Consider the following 20,935-nt stretch of genomic DNA (forward strand, 5'->3'; position numbering starts at 1 on the left):
GGCGAAAACTGACCATGAATGCACAGGTAAGAAAAGCCTTTCTTTTGGCGAAACCGAAAGAAGGGCGCCAGGGCACCTGCGATGTCGTTGAAACATGGCGTCACTTGGGCGCAGCGGTGCGGGTGCTGCGCCTGATATCGCGCGTGGTTACGTCCCAACGCTGCCGCTGATCAGCTCCGGCAGGCGGGTCGCAGGCGGGGTGTTGCGGCTGCGCAAGCTGCGGACCACGCCATCAATCACCGTCATACCCACACCCGGCAAATTGCCAAGTTGGACGGATTCGAGCATGTTCTTACCGGGCGCATGCTGTGCCTGATCCATCAAGACGAAATCCGCACATTTGCCGACCTCGATCAATCCGGTATCGAGCTTGCGCTGCCGCGCGGTGTTGCCATTGGCAAAGCAGAACGCGATCTCGGCCGGGACATTCCCCAGCGACGACAGCATCGCGACCATCCGCATGATCCCCAAAGGTTGCACGCCGGACCCTGCCGGACCGTCGGTGCCAAGGATCAACTGGTCCAATTTGCCAAGCTCGCGCGCGGTATTCAGCGTCAGCAACGCGGCGCGCTCATTTCCGTTGTGCACAATCTCGAGCGCGGCTTGGCAGCCTTCGCACAGGCAGATGATCTGGTCGTCGGGCAGGGCGGAGTGTCCGCCATTGATGTGCCCGACCACATCTGTCCCCGTCTCGAGCACCATATCGGCGTCGATCAACCCCGATCCGGGGATCGAAGGGCCGCCGGTGTGGATCGTGCTTTGCATCCCGTATTTGCGCGCCCATCCCACCATTTGTGCCGCCGTTTTGCCGTCCTTGACGGTGCCCAGACCGACCTCCCCCAGCAAGGTCACGCCGGCCTTTGCCATCTCGGCAAAGTCTTCTTCCACCATGCCGTGCTCAATAACGGGGGCTCCTGCGTGCACCTTGACGCCAGAGGGGCGGAAATTTTCGTACCAGCGCTGCGACGCAATCGCCATCGCCTTGAGGCCGACGATATCCTTGGGGCGGCCCGGCATATGGACCTCGCCGGCTGAAATGAGCGTCGTGACACCGCCGTGTAGCGTTGAATCGATCCATCCCAACTGCTGCTGACGCGGCGTATAATCTCCCACCACCGGATGCACATGGCTGTCGATCAGGCCGGGGGCCAGTGCCGCGCCATGGGCGTCGACCTCTGTCGTAGCCCCCTCGCAATCCATATCCGTGGCATAGCCCCACTGCGTGATCTTGCCGTCGATCGCGATCAGACAATCCCCGTCGGCTATGGGCTCTTCCATCTTGCCGGTCAGGATCATCCCGATGTTACGGATCACGAGTTTTGCAGAGGTGTCTGACATGAGATCGCCTTTCAAGCCGCATCAGTTTCATTTGAACGCTAACAGAAAAAATCAACCGATCAAGATGAAACGCTTGACAGAATATCATTCGTGTACAAACAATAATGAAGATCTAGCCGATAAGGACAGCCCATGGACACCGCAGCTGCTATACCCCAAGCCTTTCCGATCCCCGCCGGTGTCTTTGCCGAAACGGTGACGCAAGTGCAGCACTATACCGACAGCCTGTTCCGCTTTCGCATCACCCGCGATCCATCCTTTCGGTTCCGGTCCGGCGAGTTTGTGATGATCGGATTACCAAATGCCGAAAAACCAGTGTTCAGAGCCTATTCTATCGCGTCGCCGTCTTGGGACGAGGGGGTGGAATTCTACTCTATCAAAGTACCTGACGGGCCGCTGACCCAGCATCTGCAAAAGCTCAAGGTCGGCGACACCGTGTTAATGCGGCGCAAGCCGACGGGGACGCTGGTGAATGACGCCCTGCTGCCCGGAAAACGGCTGTGGATGTTTGCGACAGGCACCGGCATCGCCCCGTTCGCCTCTGTCATCCGCGACCCCGAGACATATAAAAAGTTCGACGATCTGATCCTGTGTCACACCTGCCGCACCGCCGGAGAGTTGACCTATGGCCGAGAACTGGTTGCCAGCCTCAAGGCCGATCCGCTGGTCGGCGAATTGGCGCAGCGATTGACCTTGTATGACACGCTGACCCGCGAGCCGTGGCCGCGCGAGGGGCGGCAAACCGATCTGATGACGTCGGGCAAGATGTTCCGCGACCTTGGCCTGCCTCCGATCCACCCGGACATCGACCGCGGGATGATCTGCGGGTCGATGGCGATGCTGAACGACACCAAGGTCGCGCTTGAATCCTTTGGCCTGGTCGAGGGGGCCAACAACCGCCCTGCCAGTTTTGTGGTCGAAAAAGCCTTTGTCGGCTGATGGCATGCGAAATGATTTGACAGATGGGGCTTAGCCGAACTTCTATTCGTATACCAACAAGTTTCCCCGAAGCAAAAGGTGACCAAATGAGCTACCTGACCGCGACGACGCTCGATCAAGCACTTAGCGCGCTGGCCGCAGGGCCGGTGTCGATCATCGCGGGGGGCACCGATTGGTTCCCGACGCACGGCGACCGTCCGGTGACCGGTGACCTGCTGGACATTACCCGCCTGCCAGAACTGCGCGGGGTCAGCCAAACCGCCAAGGGCTGGCGCATCGGCGCTGCGACGACATGGACGGACATCATCCGCGCCGACCTGCCCGCCGCCTTTGACGGGCTGAAACTGGCGGCACGCGACGTCGGGTCGATCCAGATCCAGAACGCAGGCACCATTGCCGGCAACCTGTGCAACGCTTCGCCCGCCGCCGACGGCGTGCCGCCCCTCTTGACGCTGGAGGCCACGGTTGAACTGCGCAGCGCGAACGGCACACGGGTGTTGCCTTTGTCGCAGTTCCTGCAGGGCGTGCGCCAGACCGAGCGCGCCCAGAACGAGCTGTTGTCGGCGGTGCATATCCCGACCCCGCCCGTCAACAGCCACAGCAGTTTCGTCAAGCTAGGGGCGCGGAAATATCTGGTGATTTCTATCTGCATGGTCGCGGTTCTGGCAGAGGTCAACGACGATACGCTGACCGATATCCGCATCGCCATCGGCGCGGCCTCGCCCGTCGCACAGCGGCTGACCACGCTCGAAGATCATTTGCGGGGCTGCGCGCTTGGCGACGTGCAAAACCGGATGACGGCTGATCTGATACAATCGCTCACGCCAATCACGGATGTGCGCGCCAGTGCCGACTACCGCCTTGCCGCCAGCGCCACATTGATCCGCCGCGCTGTCACGCTTGCTTTGAAAGGGGTCATCTGATGGACAAACCGACCATGACCGAGGTGACGTCGTTTACCCTGAACGGTGACATTGCGCAGGTCGAACCCCTGCCGGGGGAGCGGCTTTCTTACGCTTTGCGCGAACGACTGGACCGCAAGGATGTCAAGATCGGCTGCAACGCCGGCGACTGCGGGGCCTGCACTGTGCTGGTCGACGGGGCCCCTGTCTGCGCCTGTTTGATGCCCGTGCAACAGGCCGTGGGGCGACACGTCGAGACGCTGGCAGGGCTGGTAAAAACTGACCGTGACGCGCAGGCGTTGATGCAAAGCTTTCAACATCACCAAGCGGCGCAATGCGGTATTTGCACGCCGGGGATGATGGTCTCTGCCGTGGCACTATTGCGCGCGACCCCGCAACCGGATGCCGCGCAGGTGCAAGACGCGCTTGGCGGGGTGCTGTGTCGCTGCACCGGATATCGCAAGATTATCGACGCAGTGGTGGATGCCCACGCCGCCGCCACGCTGACTGTCGCATCATCCGACCTTGGCCAGGCCGCACGGCGGCTGGACGGGTTGGCCAAGGTCGATGGATCAGAGACGTTCGGCGATGACGTTGCCCCGGCAGGTGCGCTGGTTGCGCGAGCCGTCCGGTCGCCGCATCCCTCGGCAACATTTACCTTTGATGACCTCGAGGCTTGGCGCGTGTCCCACCCCGGCCTCCATTACGTCCTGACCGCAAGTGATGTGCCCGGTCTGAATGCCTTTGGTGTGATCCCCGGTTTCATCGACCAGCCCGTTTTTGCCGTGGACCACGTGCGGTTTCGGGGCGAGGCGGTCGCCTGCATCGTGGGCGAGGCAGAGACGGTGAACCCCCTTGATCTGGCCACCTTCCCGATCAACTGGACCCCGCAGACAGCGCTTTCGGACACGACGGAGGCAACCGGCCCCGACGCGCCGCAACTGTTCGAGGATCGCAAACGCAATATAATGTGCGGCGGTTTCGTGCAGTGCGGCGATGTGGATGCCGCCCTTGATGCTGCCGATGCCACGGTCGAGGCGCAGTACACCACCAGTTTTGTCGAACACGGGTATATCGAACCGGAAGCCGGCTTTGCCGAAGTGGTGGGCGGGCGCATCCATGTTCACGCCTGCACCCAAGCCCCCGGTATGGACCGCGAGGCGCTGGCCGCGATCCTTGACCGTCCGATGGCTGATATTCGCATCGTACCGACGGCAGTGGGTGGGGGCTTCGGGTCGAAGATTGATCTGTCATTGCAGCCCTTCATCGCCATTGCTGCACTGAAAACGGGTCGCCCCGTACGTATGACCTATAGCCGCGTCGAGACGATGCAATCGACCACCAAACGCCACCCCGCGCAGATCACAATCAAGGTCGGGGCCAAGGCCGATGGGGCGCTTTCGGGGCTACGCTTTGACGGGGATTTCAACACAGGTGCTTATGCCAGTTGGGGTCCCACTGTGGCCAACCGCGTGCCGGTCCATGCCTCTGGCCCTTATTATATCCCCGACTACCGCGCCCGCAGCAGGGCGGTGCACACCCATTGCCCACCCGCAGGCGCCTTTCGCGGGTTTGGCGTGCCGCAATCAGCCATCGCTCAGGAAACCGCCTTTGATCTGCTGGCAGAAAAGCTGGGGCTCGATCCGCTCGATTTTCGCCTGAAGAACGCATTGGCGGATGGGGTGCCCACGGTCTGCGGTCAGGTCTTTGATCAAGGGGTCGGCATCGCCCCCTGTCTTGAAGCGCTGCGCCCTGCGTGGGAGGATGCAAAAGCCGAATGCGCGCAGTTCAACGCGCAGAATGATACGGTGAAACGCGGCGTTGGGATCGCGGGGGCATGGTACGGCTGCGGCAATACCTCACTGCCGAACCCGTCGACGATTCTGGCGGGCGTGCGGGCCGATGGTACAGTCGTTTTACACCAAGGCGCGATGGACATCGGGCAGGGGTCGAACACGGTCATCCCGCAAATCTTTGCCAAAGCACTTGGCCTGTCGGTTGAAGGCATCGAAATCCTCGGCGGCGATACGGATATCACGCCGGACGCAGGCAAGACTTCTGCCTCGCGGCAGACCTTTGTGTCGGGCAATGCCGCGCTAAAAACAGGCGAGGCGCTGCGGGCCGAGATTCTGCGCCAGGTCAACGCGGGTCCCACAGCACAGATTACGGCGCAAGGCGGGCGGGTGACGGTCACCGACGCGGGCCATGTGCAACAGCTTGATCTGTCACGGCTGCCTGCGGACGACGATGGCTATGTGCTGCGCGCCGAAGAAAGCTATGATCCGCCGGTGAAGCCGTTAGATGAAAACGGGCAAGGCGTGCCCTATGCGCAATTCGGTTACGCCGCGCATCTGGTGGTGGTCGAGGTGGATATCGCCCTTGGTCTGTGCCGCCCGCTGCGCTTTGTCGCCGCCCATGACGTGGGCCGTGCGATCAACCCGTTGCTGGTCGAGGGACAGGTGCAGGGTGGCATCGCCCAAGGGCTTGGTATGGCGCTGATGGAAGAGTATATCCCCGGCCGCACCGAAAACCTGCATGACTATCTGATGCCGACCATCGGCGATGTCCCCCCGATCGAAACGCTGATCCTGGAGGTGGCAGATGCCCACGGGCCCTACGGCGCGAAAGGTCTGGGGGAACATGTGCTGATCCCCACCGCCCCCGCGATCCTGAATGCCATATACCATGCCACCGGTGCGCGCGTGACGCAAACGCCGGCCACGCCCACGCGCCTGCGCGCCGCCCTAAAGGAGGCCGGACATGCCTGATGACCTGCGCGACCCCAAGCCCGAAAAAATCCGCTGCGATGCCTGTCCGGTGATGTGTTTCATCGCCGACGGCAAATCCGGTGCCTGCGACCGCTACGCCAATCACGCGGGCGAGCTGGTGCGGCTTGACCCGCTGACCGTAATCCAGTCAGGGGCCAAGGCCGTGGCCTTTCTGGATCAGGGCGACAATGCGCAGGATTGGGACGGCGACGTGATTCAGGGCGGGCGCGATTTCGTGACGGCCGTGGGGGCGGGGACCACCTACCCTGACTATAAACCCGCGCCCTTCATCGTCAGCCAAGAGGTCGAGGGCGTGGACATGATCACTGTCGTGACCGAAGGCATTTTTTCGTACTGCGGGGTCAAGGTGAAGATCGACACCGACCGCCACATCGGCGACGAACGCGCCGTGGTGCGGGCAGGCGGAGAAGCGATCGGCCACGTCATGACCTCGGAATACGGGTCCAAGATGCTTTCTTTGGGCGGGGTCGAACACCTGACCGGCGGCTCCAAGAAAGAAGGCCGCGTCACCTGTGACGCGCTGCTGCGCCTGTGCAACCGTGAACCCGTCGAGGTCACAATCGACGGCGGCGTCACCATGGTGGTTGAGGCGGGCAAAGCGCCAATTATCAACGGCACGCCAGAAAAGCTGATGCGGGTCGGGTGCGGGTCGGCGACCATCGGGATGTTTGCCAAACAATGGTACGGGCATGTGGACGAGGTGGTGGTCGTCGATGATCACATCACAGGCGTGCTGACCGAACACGAGGCCGGCAAGGGGCTGGATATGACCCCCTCTGGCATCCGCGTGAACGGGCGGCGGTCGACGCCGGGGCGGTATTTTCAAGTCGCGGACCCCGGTACCGGGTGGGGTGGCACCGACGTCGAAGACCCGTTGACCATCCTGCGCGACGCCGATCCGAAACGCGCTTGGCCCGGGTTGCGTCTGCTGATGATCTCTACTACGGGCGAGCAATGGGCGTATTTCACGTTGGATGATGAACTTGTCCCTCAACCCGCCGAGATCACGCCTGAGCTGTTGGTCGTCGCCGACCGCATCGCCGAGAATTGCGAACCCTCGCTCTGTTCGGTGCTGTTCATGGGGGGGGCCGGCGGCAGCCTGCGCGCGGGCGTAACGGAAAACCCCGTGCGTCTGACGCGGTCGGTCAAGGAATCCCTGACCCATGTGTCCTGCGGCGGCGCCGAGGCCTATGTCTGGCCGGGAGGCGGCATAACCGTCATGGTGGATGTCATGGATATGCCCACAAACTCCTTTGGCTATGTGCCCACGCCTGCGCTGGTCGCCCCCATCGAATTCACCCTGCGCCGCGAGGATTACGGCACGCTTGGCGGGCATATGGAGCATATCCAGCCCGTGCGTGATGTGGTCACCGATGACGTACGGCGGGTGGCACAACAGCTGTTACAACCAGATCCGAACGCGCGGGAAAACTATGGCTGGTCGAAGGACGAGACATGACGGCACAGGCGGCGTATCTATCCGGCGGCAGGCTGCATCTGTCCCACGGCCCGATTGACCTGATCATCGGGGCAGATGGCGCGCGCGATGTGGCGTTTCAGGCGGCGTTTGATCGCTTTAGCACTGTTCTATCTGAGCTAACCGCAGAGCTGCCCCTGCTGCGCCGCCCTGTCGACAGCAAACCAAAAGGCAAGATCGCCCGCGCGATGTACCGCGCCGCCTTGCCCTATGCCGACGGGCTGACCACGCCGATGATCTGCGTCGCCGGTGCCGTCGCGGCAGAGGTATTGTCGGCCATGGTGGATGCCTCCAATCTGACCCGCGCCTATGTGAACAACGGTGGCGATATCGCGCTGCATCTGACCGAGGGCGCGCGCTTTGACGTGGGTATTGCGGGGCTGGACGGGCGGTCGCTTGGCAGCGTCACGATCCGCAGCAGTGACCCCATTCGCGGCATCGCCACCAGCGGGCAGGGCGGGCGTAGCCAGTCCTTGGGCATCGCCGACAGTGTGACCGTGCTGGCCCGATCCGCCGCGATGGCCGATGCGGCGGCGACGAGGCTGGGAAATGCCGTTGATCTGCCCGCCCATCCCGCGATCCGGCGTAGCCCCGCCAACCAGTTGCACGAAGACAGCGACCTTGGTGCGGCCCCAGTGGTTACCCATGTCGGGCCGCTCTCCCCTGCCGATGCTAACCACGCCCTCAATGCAGGCGCGACAGCGGCGCAGGGTTTGCGCGACCGTGGCCTCATCTCTGCCGCTGCACTGTTCCTGCGCGACCAACATACTGTCATCGGCCTGCCCGAAACTCTGAAATCCCTAACGAAAGCCCCCGAACATGCCTGAGGTTATGACCCGCAAAATCGTCACCAGCGTCGAAGAGATTTTCCACGAAGGCGGCCCCCCCGCCAATACGCCGCTGAAACGCGGGTCGGTCATGGCTGTGATCCAAAACCCCTATGCAGGCTCTTATATCGAGGACATCCAGCCCTTTATGGAAGACCTCAAACCGCTGGGGGTCGCGATGGCGCAAAAGCTGCTGGCGGCGCTCGGGGTCGAGGCCGCACAGATCGAAGGATACGGCAAAGGCAGCATCGTCGGCACGGGCGGAGAGTTGGAGCACGGTGCGCTCTGGCACGCGCCGGGCGGCTATGCGATGCGCGATGTATTGGGCGGATCGAAGGCGATTGTGCCGTCCACGAAAAAGGTCGGCGCGGCGGGGGTCAGGCTCGATGTACCCGTCACCCATGTCGACGCGTCCTATGTCCGCAGCCACTTTGATTCAATCGAGGTCGGCCTGAACGACAGCCCGCGCGCCGATGAAATGGCTGTGATCCTTGTGATGACCACAGGGGCACGTATCCACAACCGCGCGGGCGGGTTGGATGCAAAGGAAATCGAAGGAAAGGATGGCCTGAGATGAGCGCCGAAATCCGCAAGATCGCCGTTTGGGTCGAAGAGACACACCGCGAGATCGGGCGGCAGATATCGCCGCCGACGCGCAAGGCTGTCGCCGTGGCCGTGATCAAAAACCCCTTTGTAGGCTCTTATACCGAAGACCTGACCCCACTGATGGATATCGGTGCAGAGCTCGGGGGACTGCTGGGTGATAAATGTGTCGCGGCACTTGGCATCACCCCCGCGCAGGCCGAAAGCTATGGCAAGGCCGCAATGGTTGGCGAAGGCGGAGAGTTGGAACACGCCGCCGCCATCCTGCACCCGAAACTCGGCGCACCGCTACGGGTTGCGGTAGAAAAGGGGGCAGCACTGGTGCCGTCGTCAAAAAAGATGGGCGGGCCGGGGCAAGTGTTGGACGTGCCGCTGGGGCACAAAGACGCCGCCTATGTGCGCAGTCATTTCGACGGGATAGAGGTCCGGTTGAACGATGCGCCGCGCGCAGGCGAGATACTGGTGGCCGTGGCTGTCACAGATTCTGGGCGCCCCTTGCCCCGTGTCGGTGGGCTGACCCACGCAGACGCCGAAGGCAAAGATGGCCTGCGTTAGAGCCTAGAGTTTTTCGAGCAGGGCCAGCAGTCGGTCGACCTCGCGCGGGGTGAGGTTGCCGACTGTCTCGGCCGAGATTTCCTGCGCCGTGGCAATCGCCTTGGCCGTCACCGCGATCCCCTCGTCGGTCAGCGAAATTTCCAGCCGCCGCATGTCGGTCTTTGACGGGGTGGAATGGACCAAACCCTTTTTACGCAAACGGTCGATCACCCCTTTGGTGGTCGCTGCATCCATCCCGACCAGACGCCCCAAGTGGTTCTGGCTGATCCGCGCCTCGTCGCGCAGTTTGGCCAGCACCGCAAACTGTGTTGGGGTGATGTCGGGCATCCGTCGGTTGAAAATCTCAAGGTGACGCTGGTTCGCAAGGCGCAGCTTGAACCCGATCTGTTGCTCTAGCGCATAGTCCGCGTTCAGGGTCAGGTCTTGTGTGGTTTCAACCAAGGTTCTTATCCAGTGTTCTGGGGGTCAATGCGTATTGATTAGGCACTATCATCCCACGGTTTCCATCTGGGGTCTATATCAGATGGGCGACAAGAATTTGTTTGACAGCTAACAAGTTTCTGGTCCTTCATGAACCTGTGAAAAGCAAGGAGTGAGAAGATGTCCTTTGTCAGAAACGCTTGGTACGTTGCCGGGTGGTCCACCGACTTTGGTGATGATCTGGTGCCGCTGACACTGCTTGCGCAAAACCTTGTAGTCTACCGCACCAGCAAAGGCCAGATCGCCGCGCTCGAAGATCGCTGTCCGCACCGCTTGCTGCCGCTGTCCAAGGGCAAACGCATCGGCGACACCATTCAATGCGGCTATCACGGCATGACCTTTGGCGCGGACGGGGCCTGCGTGCGGGTGCCGGGGCAATCGAACCTGCCCAAATCAGCCTATGTGGAAAGCTACCCGGTGCTGGAACGCCACGGCATCGTGTTTATCTGGATGGGCGACGCCGACAAGGCAGACCCCGCGCTGGCCTTTGACTTGCCCGAGCTGGGTCAGGAGGGGTGGCACATCCACCACGGCGACAAGCTGCATATTCAAGCCAACTACCTGAATGTGGCCGAAAACCTTGTAGACCCTGCGCATGTCAGCTTTGTCCACCCGACGACACTTGGCAACGCCGCCTCTGAAAACGTGCCGGTGCATGTGAAAACCGCTGACGAGGTGATCGTGGCATGGCGCTGGATCAGAGATGCGGAGCCCATCGGCTTTTTCAAAAAATTCGGCGGCTTTACCGGCAACGTAGACCGTTGGCACTATTACTATCTGCACATGCCTTCGACCGCCGTCATTGACTTTGGGTCGTCCGACGCAAAGCTTGAACTTCCCGAAGATCAGCGCAACAAAGGCGTGCGTATCTTTGCGCTCCATTTCGTCACACCCGTGACAGAGGACTATACGATCGACCACTGGATGCACCTGCGCAACACCGCCCTTGGCGATGACGCCGCGTCGGACCAAATGGACGCGATGTTCCGCGTTGCATTTGCCGAGGACAAGGCGATTTTGGAAGCCGTCCACCAAGAAGAGCAGCGCCCCCAAAAACGCAAACCCATTCGCATCGCCATCGACAAAGCACCCAATGTCTACCGTAAACGCATCCGCGACCGGATCGAGGCAGAGGCGACGGATGATCTGGGCGACCCTGTCGCACCGGTGTTTGTCCAACACGATTGATCTAAAAAATAAAGCCGCAAAAGACGGCACACCCCAACACGAGAGGACCATCACATGAACAGAAAGACATTCCTGAACAGCGTCATAGGGGCCTTTGCCCTTGGCGTCACCGGCTTCGCTGCGTCAGCGCAATCGGGCGAGCCGATCAAGGTCGGCGAGATCAACCACTACAAGCGCATGGCCGCTTTTGCGGAGCCTTACAAACAGGGTATCGAACTGGCGCTTGAGGAAATCAACGCCGATGGAGGTGTACTGGATCGCCCGCTTGAATTCATCTTCCGCGACGATCAAGGCGACCCCGGTGAAGCGATCAAAATCGCCGAAGAGCTGATGACCAGCGAAGGCACCGTGATGATCACCGGTTCGATCCTGTCGAATGTCGGCTTGGCGATCTCCTCGGTCGCGGCGGAAAAGGGCTGGGTTTACCTTGCGGCCGAACCGCTGGCTGACGCGCTAACCTGGAGCCAAGGCAACCCCTGGACCTTCCGCCTGCGGACCTCGACCTATATGCAGGCCGCGATGCTGGCGGAACAGGCCGCCAAGACCGATGCGCTGAAATACGCGACCATCGCGCCGAACTATGCCTACGGCAAAGACGCCGTTGCCGCGTTCAAAGAGGTGCTGACCCAGCTGAAGCCAGAAGTCGAATTCGTCGGAGAGCAATGGCCCGCGCTGTTCAAGATCGATGCCGGTGCCGAGGTACAAGCGCTGGAGCGGTCCAAACCCGACGCGATCTATAACGTGACCTTCGGCCCTGACCTTGCGAAATTCGTCCGCGAAGGCACCACCCGCGGTCTGTTCGACGGCCGCACCGTCTATGGCCTGCTGTCGGGCGAACCGGAATACCTAGAGCCACTGGCTGATGAAGCCCCCGAAGGCTGGGTCGTGACCGGCTATCCTTGGTACGACTTCACCGAAGAAGACGGCGCGAACAAACTCTTTGTTGACGGCTATCAGGCGAAATTTGACGAAACGCCAAAGCTCGGCTCGCTTGTGGGCTACATGACCGCGCAAAGCATCGCCGCGGCGATCAGCAAAGCCGGTTCGACTGAAAGCGACGCGATCCGTATGGCCTTTGAAGGTTTGGACGTGGCGACGCCCGTGGGCGACATCACCTTCCGCGAGATCGACAATCAGGCCACCATGGGGGCCTTTGTTGGGAAAACCATGCTCAAGGATGGGGCAGGCGTTATGACCGACTGGACCTATCTGGACGGTGCCGACTACCTGCCGTCAGACGAAGAAGTGACGAAACTGCGTCCGGCAGAATAACCCGGACCCGCTGCCTAGGGGGGAGGCTCCCTTGGCAGCACTGACCCCCTCCCTAATATCAAGAGGTGCCCATGGGCCTTTTTATCGCACAGATTCTGACTGGGCTTGCCAATGCGGGTGCGCTCTTCATGGTTGCCTCTGGGCTGTCGCTGATCTTTGGCGTCACACGGGTGGTGAATTTTGCCCACGGGTCGTTCTACATGCTGGGCGCCTATGTCGGCTATTCGCTGATGCAAGTGCTGCCCGGCATGGTCGGTTTTTGGGGTGCGATCTTGCTGGCGGGGCTGATCGTCGGCGTGATCGGCGTGATCGTCGAGATCTGCGTGCTGCGACCTGTCTATAGCGCGCCTGAGCTGTTCCAACTGGTCGCGACCTTTGGCGTCATCCTAGTCATACAGGATCTGGCGCTGATGATCTGGGGACCGACCGATCTGCTGGGGCCGCGCGCGCCGGGGCTCAAAGGGGTGATCCGCATCATGGGCGAACCCGTACCGCAATATGACATCGCGTTGATCATCATCACGCCCTTTGTCGCCTTCGCCCTGTGGTACCTGATCACGAAAACCCGCGTCGGCACCTTGGTGCGCGCCGCCACCCAAGACCGCGAGATGGTCGGTGCCCTTGGCGTCAATCAGGCTTGGCTGTTTACGGGCGTCTTCTTTCTGGGCTGTGCGCTTGCAGGGCTTGGCGGCGCGTTGCAACTGCCCAAAGGCGGTGCTGATTTGCTGATGGATTTCAGTATCATCGGGTCGGTCTTTGTGGTCGTGGTCATCGGCGGCATGGGGTCGCTGCCAGGGGCCTATCTGGCGGCAGTGATCATTTCGGTCCTGAACGTCTTTGGCGTGACCTATGCGCCGCAATCGACGCTTGTTCTAATGTTCGTCGTCATGGTGATCGTCCTCATGTTCCGCCCCTTCGGTTTGCTGGGAAAAGAGGAAATCGCAGGCGAGCACGGCCAGACCGGAGAGCCGGAACGCCCGATCAAACCCGCTGGCAACCGCGTACGGATGCTGGTGACTGCCGGGTTAGTCCTTCTTGCGCTGCTGCCGTTCTACAGTGGTAACTTCGCCGTGGTGCTGGTGACGGACATCATGATCTTCTGTCTCTTTGCCGCCTCGCTGCACTTCATGCTCGGGCAGGGCGGATTGGTCAGCTTTGGCCATGCGGCCTTCTTTGGCGGCGGTGCCTATGCCGCGGCGCTATTCGTCACCTATGCCGACACCCCGATGGAGCTGGCGCTGGTGCTGGCCCCCATTTGTGCGGGTCTTGCCGCTGTGGTGATTGGATGGGTCTGCCTGCGGTCGACCGGTGTCTATTTCGCCATGCTCACGCTGGCCTTCGGGCAACTGCTCTGGAGCCTTGCGTTCCAGTGGGGCGATGTGACGGGGGGCGACGACGGGCTGGTCAACATCTGGCCGTCCGATTGGGCGTCGGACAATGACGTGTATTACTACCTCGCTTTCGTCTTTTGCATCGGGGGCATCCTGCTGCTGCGCCAAGCCGCACACGCGCCCTTTGGCTATGCCATGCGCGCAGCACGCGACAGTGCGCGTCAGGCCGAAGCAATGGGGATCAACACCAAGCGCATCCAGTGGGTCGCCTTTACCTTTGCGGGTATCATGGCGGGTCTGGCCGGCGGGTTGTTCGTCTTTTCCAAAGGCAGCATCTTCCCGAACGAGCTTGAGACCGCACGCAGTTTTGACGCGCTGATCGTGGTGTTCTTGGGCGGAGTGAAAACACTGGCCGGGGGCTGGGTTGGTGGTGCGTTCTTTGAAGGTGTCAAAGACTACCTGACCCGTTTCGAATATTGGCGCCTCGCCTTGGGCCTGCTGATCATCTTTGTCGTGATCCTTGGCCCCGAAGGCATCGTCGGATCGCTGCGCAAAGCGGGCGAACGCATCGGCCTGCTGAAAACACCGGAGGACGCGAAATGAGCCCGATCCTGTCTGTGCGCAATCTATCCCGCAATTTTGGTGCGATCAAAGCCGTGGATGACGTCAGTTTCGACCTTGCCAAGGGCGAGCTTCTGGCGCTGATCGGCCCGAATGGCGCAGGCAAAAGCACGTGTTTCAACATGCTGATGGGGCAGCTGAAACCGTCGTCCGGCACCGTGCAGTTGATGGGCAAGAATATCGCCGGCATGCAACCGCGCAAGATCTGGCGCATGGGGGTGGGGCGGACGTTTCAAATCACTGCGACATATGCCTCGATGACTGTGGTCGAGAACGTGCAGATGGCGCTGATGTCGCACCACAAACGGCTCTATTCGCTGACGAAATTCGCGCATAAGCTTTACCGCGACGAAGCCTTGGCGCTGCTCGATACCGTGGGCATGGCCGATCAGGCCGAACGCCACTGCGCGGTGCTTGCTTATGGTGACCTCAAGCGGCTCGAACTGGCGGTCGCACTGGCCAATGACCCGATCTTGCTGCTGATGGATGAACCCACCGCCGGCATGGCACCGCGCGAACGGATCGCGCTGATGCAGCTGACCGCCGACATTCTGGATCAACGGGGGATCAGCGTGCTGTTTACAGAACATGATATGGATGTGGTCTTTGCCCATTCGCACCGGATCATGGTGCTCAATCGCGGCCAGTTGATCGCGGATGGCACCGTCGACGAGATCCGCAACAACCCGCAGGTGCAAGAGGTCTATCTGGGCGGCGGCACGCTGTTCAAAGCGCAGGAGAATGCCCATGCTTGAAGTGAACGGCGTAAATTCATTTTATGGCAAGGCGCAGGTCCTGAACGATCTGAACTTTGACGTTGCAAGCGGCACCGTCGTTGCGCTGCTGGGGCGCAACGGGGCCGGCAAGACCACGACAATGAAATCCATCATGCAACTGGTGCGACCTCGCAAGGGCAAGATCATCTATCAAGGCCAAGACATCACCGGTTGGCCCAGTCACAAAGTCGCGCGCAATGGTCTGGGCTATGTGCCCGAAGAACGCCGGATTTTCACCCAGCTTACCGTGCTCGAAAACCTCGAGGTGGGCCGCCAGCCGCCCCGCGACGGGTGCACCACCTGGACCGAAGACATGGTGTTTGATCTGTTTCCGAACCTCGCCGAACGCCGTCACAACCGTGGCAAGGCGCTGTCGGGGGGTGAACAACAGATGCTGACCATCGCACGGACCTTAATGGGCAATCCCGCGTTCATTCTGCTAGATGAACCCTCAGAAGGGATCGCGCCGGTGATTGTCGAACAGATGGCCCGTGTCATCCTGCAACTTAAAGACGAAGGGTTAACGGTGCTCTTGTCGGAACAGAATTTGCATTTCGCCCAGGCCGTGGCCGATGCGGTGGTGATCATCGAGCACGGCACCCAAAAATTCGCAGGCTCGCTGGCGTCCCTGCAATCACAGCCTGAAATTCGCGATCAATATCTGTCGGTGTAACGGACATTCAGCTTTCTAGGTATCGCAGCCGTGCCGCTGCAATTGCGGACGACTTTGCAAGAAAACCCTTTTGAGCCATGACGGAACATGAAAACGTGTTTTGATGACGGCTGCGGGTCCGAGAGCCGCGAAAGAGGGAGCGCGATATGACGGACACGTCCAGCCTTGATGGCGACTATGATTATATCATCATCGGGGCAGGAACCGCGGGCTGCGTGCTGGCCAACCGGCTGAGCGAAAACCCCAAAACCAAGGTGTTGTTGCTAGAGGCAGGCAAGTCCGACAACTATCACTGGGTGCATATCCCCGTTGGGTATCTTTATTGTATCGGCAATCAGCGCACGGACTGGATGATGCAGACGGCACCCGATCCGGGGCTGAACGGACGCAGCCTAGTGTACCCGCGGGGCAAGGTGTTGGGCGGCTGCACGTCGGTCAACGGCATGATCTATATGCGCGGGCAGGCCGCCGATTATGACCACTGGCGTCAATTGGGAAATACCGGATGGGGCTGGGACGATGTGCTGCCCTACTTCTTGAAATCCGAAGACCACCACGGCGGCGATACGGAACTACACCGGCAGGGCGGCAACTGGAAGGTCAGTAAACAGCGGCTAAAGTGGGATATTCTCAAGGCCGTTCAAGACGGCGCTCAGGAATTCGGCATTCTGCCGCGTGCCGATTTTAACGATGGGGATAATGCGGGCTCGGGCTTTTTCGAGGTCAATCAGGACAGGGGACGCCGCTGGAGCACGGCACGCGGTTTCCTGCGTCCAGCGATGAAGCGCCCCAATCTGCGGGTCATCACCCAGGCCCATAGCGACAGTCTGATCCTTGACGGTAAAACCGTCCGAGGCGTCAGATTTCGCCGCAAAGGCAAAGTACAAAAAGCGTTCGCGCAAGCCGAAGTGCTGCTTTGCGCCGGTGCGATCAATTCGCCCAAGCTGCTGGAACTGTCAGGCATTGGCCGCGCGAATGTGCTTGCCGATCAAGGCATAGCGCTGCACCACGAATTAAACGGCGTCGGAGAGAACCTGCAAGACCACCTGCAAATCCGCACCGTCTATAAGGTCACGGGTGCAAAGACGTTGAACACCATGGTCAACAGCTTTTCAGGCAAGGCGCGCATGGCCCTTGAATACGGGCTCAAGCGGTCTGGCCCCCTCTCGATGGCTCCCAGCCAGTTTGGCATGTTCACGAAATCCGACCCCTCCATGGCGACGCCTGATCTGGAATACCATGTTCAGCCCCTGTCCACCGACCGACTGGGCGATCCGCTACACGCTTATCCGGCGATCACAATGTCAGTGTGCAACCTGCGTCCCGAAAGTATCGGCACCTGTCACATCACCACATCCGACAGTGACACACAGCCCGATATCCGGCTGAATTACCTCAGTTCCGATCATGACAAACGTGTCGCCGTCACATCGCTCAGGCAAGCGCGCGAGATCATGACAGCCAAGGCGCTGCAGCCCTATGCGCCAGAAGAGGTGCTTCCCGGCAGCGCCTACGCCACCGATGAAGAACTGCTGGCCAAAGCGGGCGACATTGCCACAACGATTTTCCATCCGGTGGGCACCTGCAAAATGGGGCAGGATGCGAAGGCCGTGGTTGGGACGGACCTGCGCGTTCACGGGATGCAGGGGCTGCGCGTTGTCGACGCGTCGGTGATGCCGCGCATCGTATCGGGCAACACCGCATCGCCGACGGTAATGATCGCAGAGAAAGCAGCCGATATGATTATCCGGGGGGAGCCGCGCGCTGGTGAATAGCGCGGCCCGATTATGGTATAGGCTGGGTGCTATCGTGCGAGGAAAGCGTTGATCCAGTTGCAGATCACGCGAAAGCTCTCGGCTGCGCGGGCGCTGCTGTGGCGGGCCCGCAGATAGCCGTGGATCAGTTGTGGTTCATTGCGCCATTCTGCATCAATACCTTCGGCCTGTAGCGCTTTTAGATAGGCCGGGCCGTCGTCCCGCAGCGGATCAATATCGGCGGTGACGATGAACGCGGGGGGCAGTCCTGCGAAACTTTGCGCAACCAAAGGCGAGATTTCAGGGTTGCTGCGCCGCAGTTCCATATCGCCGCCTGTCAACATACCAGCATAGGTTTTCAGGTCCTGCGTGCGCAGCATCGGGGCTTCGGCGTTATCGATATAGCTTGGCGCATCCATGTCGCCGCCTAAACCCGGATAGATCAGCACCTGCGCAAGCGGCATCGGCCCACCGGTGCGACGCATCCGGAAACACAGACCCGCAGAAAGATTGCCGCCTGCGCTGTCCCCAATGGCTATACCCTGACGCCCGTCGGCAGCTTCAACGCTCCAGACCGCTGCGACATCATCGATCTGCGCGGGAAACAGGTGTTCCGGCGCGAGCCGATAATCGACAGAGATAACCTCGCATCCGGTCGCAACGGCCAGTTCAGCGCACACATCATCATGGCTATCAAGCCCACCAACAACGAACCCGCCCCCGTGAGAATACAGCAAGAACGGCCGCGCATGCGCACCTTCAGGCGTGTACCGCCGTACTGGAACGCCTGCGACGCTTTCGTCGCGCACCGGCAGTCCGGCTGGACGCGAGGCACGAAAAACAGCGCACATCGCGTCATACATACGGCGGTTGTCTTGTGCGGTCGCCCCATTGGCTTCGGCGGGGTAGGCGGCTTCGGTATCTGCGATAAAGCGGAGCACCTCGGGATCGGTCACGTGCATGGGTCAGGCTTCCTCTCTGGTCTTGATGGTCCGGTCGAGCCAGTCGGGGTCCATATCGGGCACCGAGCTGAGCAGCAATTTAGTATAGGGATGATGCGGCGGCGTGAACATCTGGCTTTTCGGGCCTTGCTCAACAACCTTCCCGTTTTGCATCACTACCACATAATCCGCGATAGCACGCACTGTGGCAAGGTCATGGGTGATGAACATATAAGCGAGCCCGCGTTCGTCTTGCAGCCGTTTGAGCAGACGCAAGATGCCTTCGGCGACCAGTTGATCCAACGCCGATGTGACCTCGTCACAGATGATGAACTTTGGCTCGGCGGCCAGGGCCCGGGCAATGCCGATACGCTGCTTTTGCCCGCCGGAAAGCGAGCCAGGATAGCGGTCGATAAATTCGTTAGGGTCAAGCTCGATCGCGGTGAGCAGCTCGCGGATCTTGTCTTCCTGTGCACGACCGCGCAGCCCGAGATAGAACCAGATCGGCCGGCCAAGGATTTCGCGGATGGTCTGTTTGGGGTTCATCGCGGTATCGGCCGATTGATAGATCATCTGCACCTGCTGCAAGTCCCCCTTGCGCCGCTGCGCGAGCCTTGGGGGCAGGGCCGTACCCTCGAGCGCGATCTGACCGGCAGTCGGCGGCAACAATCCCGTAATGACCCGTGCCATGGTCGATTTTCCCGAGCCGCTTTCGCCCACAACGGCTACCGTGCGCCCCGCGTGAATATCAAAGCTGACGTTTTCAAGCACCGGGATGCCCTGCGCATATTCTGCGGTCACATCGTGAACCCGCAGCACCGGCGTTTCATCCGTTGGCACTGGCCGTTCCTCGACTTCGAAACTGCGCACAGCCCAAAGCGACTTGGAATAGGGCTCTTTCGGGTTCGCCAACATCTCGCGCGTGGGCTGCTCTTCGACCTCTTCGCCGCGCAGCAGAATTTTGATGCGATCAGCCATCTGGGCGACCACGGCTAGGTCATGGGTAATATAAATCGCCGCGGTGCCAAGTTCGCGCACCGCATCGCGGATGGCACGCAGCACCTCGATCTGTGTGGTGACATCCAGTGCGGTGGTCGGTTCATCAAAAATAATAAGGTCAGGCTTGCACGACATTGCCATCGCGGTCATTGCGCGCTGCAATTGTCCCCCCGACAGCTGATGCGGATAGCGAAAGCCGATTTCATCGGGGTTGGGCAAACGCAGACGGGCGTACAGCATCCGGGCATCCTGCGCCGCATCACGCTGCGAAGTTAATCCGTGAATATCCGCCGGGCCTTCGCTGTATTGATCGATCAGCCGGTGTGCGGGGTTGAAATTCGCCGCCGCCGATTGCGCGACATAGGCGATGCGCTTGCCGCGCAGCCCACGCTTGCGACGCTCGCTGAGGCCTCGCAGGTCCATTCCGTCAAACGTGATCTCCCCGCCTGAAATGCGGGTCCCATCGCGGGTATACCCCATGGCAGCAAGGCCCATCGTCGACTTCCCTGCACCGGATTCCCCGATCAGCCCCAGCACTTCGCCCCGCCTAAGTTCAAGGTCCACACCTTTGATAATGGGGAGCCAATCGTTCCCCTTGCGCCCTTCGATCTTAAGATCTCGAATGGTTAAAAGCGGTTTGCTCATCTCTTAATCCTTCAGGCCAGAGGTGCGGTGAAGCATCCAGTCCACGACGAAATTAATTGCCACGGTCAGCAGCGCGATCGCGGCTGCGGGCAGCAAGGGCGTAATGTCGCCAAAGGTAATCAGCGCCGCATTATCGCGCACCATCGATCCCCAATCGGCGGTGGGAGGCTGGATGCCGAGGCCCAGAAACGACAGGGCAGAGATTGCGAGGAAAACAAAGCAAAAGCGCAGCCCGAATTCGGCCACCAGCGGGGCCATGATATTAGGCAGGATCTCGCGCCGGATCAGCCACCACATGCCTTCGCCGCGCAGCCTTGCGGCCTCGACAAAGTCCATCACCACGACATCCATCGCCACGGCGCGGGACAAGCGAAACACACGCGTCATCTCGAGCGTGGCGATGACAAGGATCAAGGTCAGGATCGAGGTGCCGAAAATGGACAGCAGCAACAATGCAAACAGCAGTGATGGGATCGAGATCAACATATCTACCAGACGCGACAAGATCTGGTCGGCCCATCCACCGACCACGGCTGCAAACAGTCCTAGGAGTGCGCCGGAGAAAAAGGCGATTCCAGTGGTCGCAAGAGCGATGCCGATGGAATTGCGCGCCCCCCAGATCAGCCGCGACAGCATGTCCCGCCCAAGATTGTCGGTCCCCAGCAGATAGGCCCCGCCAGGTGGTTCGAACTCCATCCCGACAATCTCGGTTTCAGCGAATGGGGCCAGTTGCCCTGCGAAAATGGCGATAAGGGCATATAGGACGATGACAATAATGCCAAAGACAGCCGTGGGCGGGACGGAAGCACCGTTATAAAGTCTCAT

The 20,935-nt window shown here is 60.6% G+C and carries 18 protein-coding genes; 13 read left to right on the forward strand and 5 right to left on the reverse strand.

The window, feature by feature from the left end; genetic code table 11:
* Positions 1-147 precede the first annotated feature (147 nt).
* The gene (locus tag BLQ98_RS08645; RefSeq protein ID WP_093732948.1) at positions 148-1,338 is read right to left on the reverse strand and encodes an amidohydrolase family protein; all 1,191 of its coding nucleotides are present in this window, start codon (positions 1,336-1,338) and stop codon (positions 148-150) included.
* A 132-nt stretch (positions 1,339-1,470) separates the two neighbouring features.
* On the opposite strand from BLQ98_RS08645, the gene BLQ98_RS08650 reads away from it, so the two are divergent.
* The 7 genes from BLQ98_RS08650 to BLQ98_RS08680 all read left to right on the forward strand — a co-directional run bounded on the left by BLQ98_RS08650 (position 1,471) and on the right by BLQ98_RS08680 (position 9,430).
* On the forward strand, positions 1,471-2,277 hold the full coding sequence (locus tag BLQ98_RS08650) for a ferredoxin--NADP reductase (protein WP_093732949.1): 807 nt from the start codon (positions 1,471-1,473) through the stop codon (positions 2,275-2,277).
* Positions 2,278-2,363: 86 nt separating this feature from the next.
* Positions 2,364-3,200 carry an FAD binding domain-containing protein gene (locus tag BLQ98_RS08655; RefSeq protein WP_093732950.1) on the forward strand — a complete coding sequence of 279 codons (837 nt, stop codon included), beginning with the start codon at positions 2,364-2,366 and terminating at the stop codon, positions 3,198-3,200.
* Positions 3,200-5,947, forward strand: coding sequence for a molybdopterin-dependent oxidoreductase (locus BLQ98_RS08660; protein WP_093732951.1), 2,748 nt, complete (start codon positions 3,200-3,202; stop codon positions 5,945-5,947). Before BLQ98_RS08655 ends, BLQ98_RS08660 begins: the two co-directional genes overlap by 1 nt.
* A complete protein-coding gene (locus BLQ98_RS08665; RefSeq protein WP_093732952.1) occupies positions 5,940-7,427 on the forward strand; it encodes a 6-hydroxynicotinate reductase in 1,488 nt (495 codons plus the stop codon). Before BLQ98_RS08660 ends, BLQ98_RS08665 begins: the two co-directional genes overlap by 8 nt.
* Entirely contained in the window at positions 7,424-8,272 is an 849-nt protein-coding gene (locus BLQ98_RS08670; RefSeq protein ID WP_093732953.1) for a UPF0280 family protein, read from the forward strand. Before BLQ98_RS08665 ends, BLQ98_RS08670 begins: the two co-directional genes overlap by 4 nt.
* Positions 8,265-8,849 (forward strand): amino acid synthesis family protein, encoded by a 585-nt coding sequence (locus BLQ98_RS08675; protein ID WP_093732954.1) that lies wholly within the window; start codon positions 8,265-8,267, stop codon positions 8,847-8,849. The genes BLQ98_RS08670 and BLQ98_RS08675 overlap by 8 nt, the downstream gene beginning before the upstream one ends.
* Positions 8,846-9,430: an amino acid synthesis family protein gene (locus BLQ98_RS08680; protein WP_093732955.1), complete on the forward strand. Its 585-nt coding sequence runs from the start codon at positions 8,846-8,848 to the stop codon at positions 9,428-9,430. The genes BLQ98_RS08675 and BLQ98_RS08680 overlap by 4 nt, the downstream gene beginning before the upstream one ends.
* 3 nt (positions 9,431-9,433) lie before the next feature.
* Here the strand turns inward: BLQ98_RS08680 and BLQ98_RS08685 are convergent, their stop codons facing one another.
* Complete coding sequence (locus BLQ98_RS08685; protein WP_093732956.1) at positions 9,434-9,871, reverse strand: MarR family winged helix-turn-helix transcriptional regulator; 438 nt, start codon at positions 9,869-9,871, stop codon at positions 9,434-9,436.
* 159 nt (positions 9,872-10,030) lie between these two features.
* Between BLQ98_RS08685 and BLQ98_RS08690 the strand changes: the two genes are divergently transcribed.
* The 6 genes from BLQ98_RS08690 to BLQ98_RS08715 all read left to right on the forward strand — a co-directional run bounded on the left by BLQ98_RS08690 (position 10,031) and on the right by BLQ98_RS08715 (position 17,546).
* Complete coding sequence (locus BLQ98_RS08690; protein ID WP_093732957.1) at positions 10,031-11,098, forward strand: aromatic ring-hydroxylating dioxygenase subunit alpha; 1,068 nt, start codon at positions 10,031-10,033, stop codon at positions 11,096-11,098.
* 54 nt (positions 11,099-11,152) lie between these two features.
* Positions 11,153-12,370 carry an ABC transporter substrate-binding protein gene (locus BLQ98_RS08695; RefSeq protein WP_093732958.1) on the forward strand — a complete coding sequence of 406 codons (1,218 nt, stop codon included), beginning with the start codon at positions 11,153-11,155 and terminating at the stop codon, positions 12,368-12,370.
* Between the two features lie 71 nt (positions 12,371-12,441).
* Complete coding sequence (locus BLQ98_RS08700; RefSeq protein WP_093732959.1) at positions 12,442-14,304, forward strand: ABC transporter permease; 1,863 nt, start codon at positions 12,442-12,444, stop codon at positions 14,302-14,304.
* Positions 14,301-15,077, forward strand: coding sequence for an ABC transporter ATP-binding protein (locus tag BLQ98_RS08705; protein ID WP_093732960.1), 777 nt, complete (start codon positions 14,301-14,303; stop codon positions 15,075-15,077). Before BLQ98_RS08700 ends, BLQ98_RS08705 begins: the two co-directional genes overlap by 4 nt.
* Entirely contained in the window at positions 15,070-15,771 is a 702-nt protein-coding gene (locus BLQ98_RS08710; RefSeq protein ID WP_093732961.1) for an ABC transporter ATP-binding protein, read from the forward strand. The genes BLQ98_RS08705 and BLQ98_RS08710 overlap by 8 nt, the downstream gene beginning before the upstream one ends.
* Before the next feature lie 146 nt (positions 15,772-15,917).
* The gene (locus tag BLQ98_RS08715) at positions 15,918-17,546 is read left to right on the forward strand and encodes a GMC family oxidoreductase (RefSeq protein WP_093732962.1); all 1,629 of its coding nucleotides are present in this window, start codon (positions 15,918-15,920) and stop codon (positions 17,544-17,546) included.
* A gap of 29 nt (positions 17,547-17,575) precedes the next feature.
* Here the strand turns inward: BLQ98_RS08715 and BLQ98_RS08720 are convergent, their stop codons facing one another.
* Genes BLQ98_RS08720 through BLQ98_RS08730 form a run of 3 tightly spaced genes read right to left on the reverse strand, consistent with a single transcriptional unit; the run spans position 17,576 to position 20,935 of the window.
* Positions 17,576-18,487, reverse strand: a complete 912-nt coding sequence (locus tag BLQ98_RS08720) for an alpha/beta hydrolase (protein ID WP_093732963.1) — start codon at positions 18,485-18,487, stop codon at positions 17,576-17,578.
* A 3-nt stretch (positions 18,488-18,490) separates the two neighbouring features.
* The gene (locus tag BLQ98_RS08725; protein ID WP_093732964.1) at positions 18,491-20,110 is read right to left on the reverse strand and encodes an ABC transporter ATP-binding protein; all 1,620 of its coding nucleotides are present in this window, start codon (positions 20,108-20,110) and stop codon (positions 18,491-18,493) included.
* A gap of 3 nt (positions 20,111-20,113) precedes the next feature.
* On the reverse strand, positions 20,114-20,935 hold the full coding sequence (locus BLQ98_RS08730; protein WP_093732965.1) for an ABC transporter permease: 822 nt from the start codon (positions 20,933-20,935) through the stop codon (positions 20,114-20,116).

It is taken from the genome of Sulfitobacter litoralis, from assembly GCF_900103185.1.
In the GTDB taxonomy this organism is placed as follows: domain Bacteria; phylum Pseudomonadota; class Alphaproteobacteria; order Rhodobacterales; family Rhodobacteraceae; genus Sulfitobacter; species Sulfitobacter litoralis.

Coding starts and splice junctions, on each gene's coding strand:
- BLQ98_RS08645 (WP_093732948.1), bottom strand. CDS start 1,338: ATGTCAGACACCTCTGCAAAACTCGTGATCCGTAACATCGGGATGATC.
- BLQ98_RS08650 (WP_093732949.1), top strand. CDS start 1,471: ATGGACACCGCAGCTGCTATACCCCAAGCCTTTCCGATCCCCGCCGGT.
- BLQ98_RS08655 (WP_093732950.1), top strand. CDS start 2,364: ATGAGCTACCTGACCGCGACGACGCTCGATCAAGCACTTAGCGCGCTG.
- BLQ98_RS08660 (WP_093732951.1), top strand. CDS start 3,200: ATGGACAAACCGACCATGACCGAGGTGACGTCGTTTACCCTGAACGGT.
- BLQ98_RS08665 (WP_093732952.1), top strand. CDS start 5,940: ATGCCTGATGACCTGCGCGACCCCAAGCCCGAAAAAATCCGCTGCGAT.
- BLQ98_RS08670 (WP_093732953.1), top strand. CDS start 7,424: ATGACGGCACAGGCGGCGTATCTATCCGGCGGCAGGCTGCATCTGTCC.
- BLQ98_RS08675 (WP_093732954.1), top strand. CDS start 8,265: ATGCCTGAGGTTATGACCCGCAAAATCGTCACCAGCGTCGAAGAGATT.
- BLQ98_RS08680 (WP_093732955.1), top strand. CDS start 8,846: ATGAGCGCCGAAATCCGCAAGATCGCCGTTTGGGTCGAAGAGACACAC.
- BLQ98_RS08690 (WP_093732957.1), top strand. CDS start 10,031: ATGTCCTTTGTCAGAAACGCTTGGTACGTTGCCGGGTGGTCCACCGAC.
- BLQ98_RS08695 (WP_093732958.1), top strand. CDS start 11,153: ATGAACAGAAAGACATTCCTGAACAGCGTCATAGGGGCCTTTGCCCTT.
- BLQ98_RS08700 (WP_093732959.1), top strand. CDS start 12,442: ATGGGCCTTTTTATCGCACAGATTCTGACTGGGCTTGCCAATGCGGGT.
- BLQ98_RS08705 (WP_093732960.1), top strand. CDS start 14,301: ATGAGCCCGATCCTGTCTGTGCGCAATCTATCCCGCAATTTTGGTGCG.
- BLQ98_RS08710 (WP_093732961.1), top strand. CDS start 15,070: ATGCTTGAAGTGAACGGCGTAAATTCATTTTATGGCAAGGCGCAGGTC.
- BLQ98_RS08715 (WP_093732962.1), top strand. CDS start 15,918: ATGACGGACACGTCCAGCCTTGATGGCGACTATGATTATATCATCATC.
- BLQ98_RS08720 (WP_093732963.1), bottom strand. CDS start 18,487: ATGCACGTGACCGATCCCGAGGTGCTCCGCTTTATCGCAGATACCGAA.
- BLQ98_RS08725 (WP_093732964.1), bottom strand. CDS start 20,110: ATGAGCAAACCGCTTTTAACCATTCGAGATCTTAAGATCGAAGGGCGC.
- BLQ98_RS08730 (WP_093732965.1), bottom strand. CDS start 20,935: ATGAGACTTTATAACGGTGCTTCCGTCCCGCCCACGGCTGTCTTTGGC.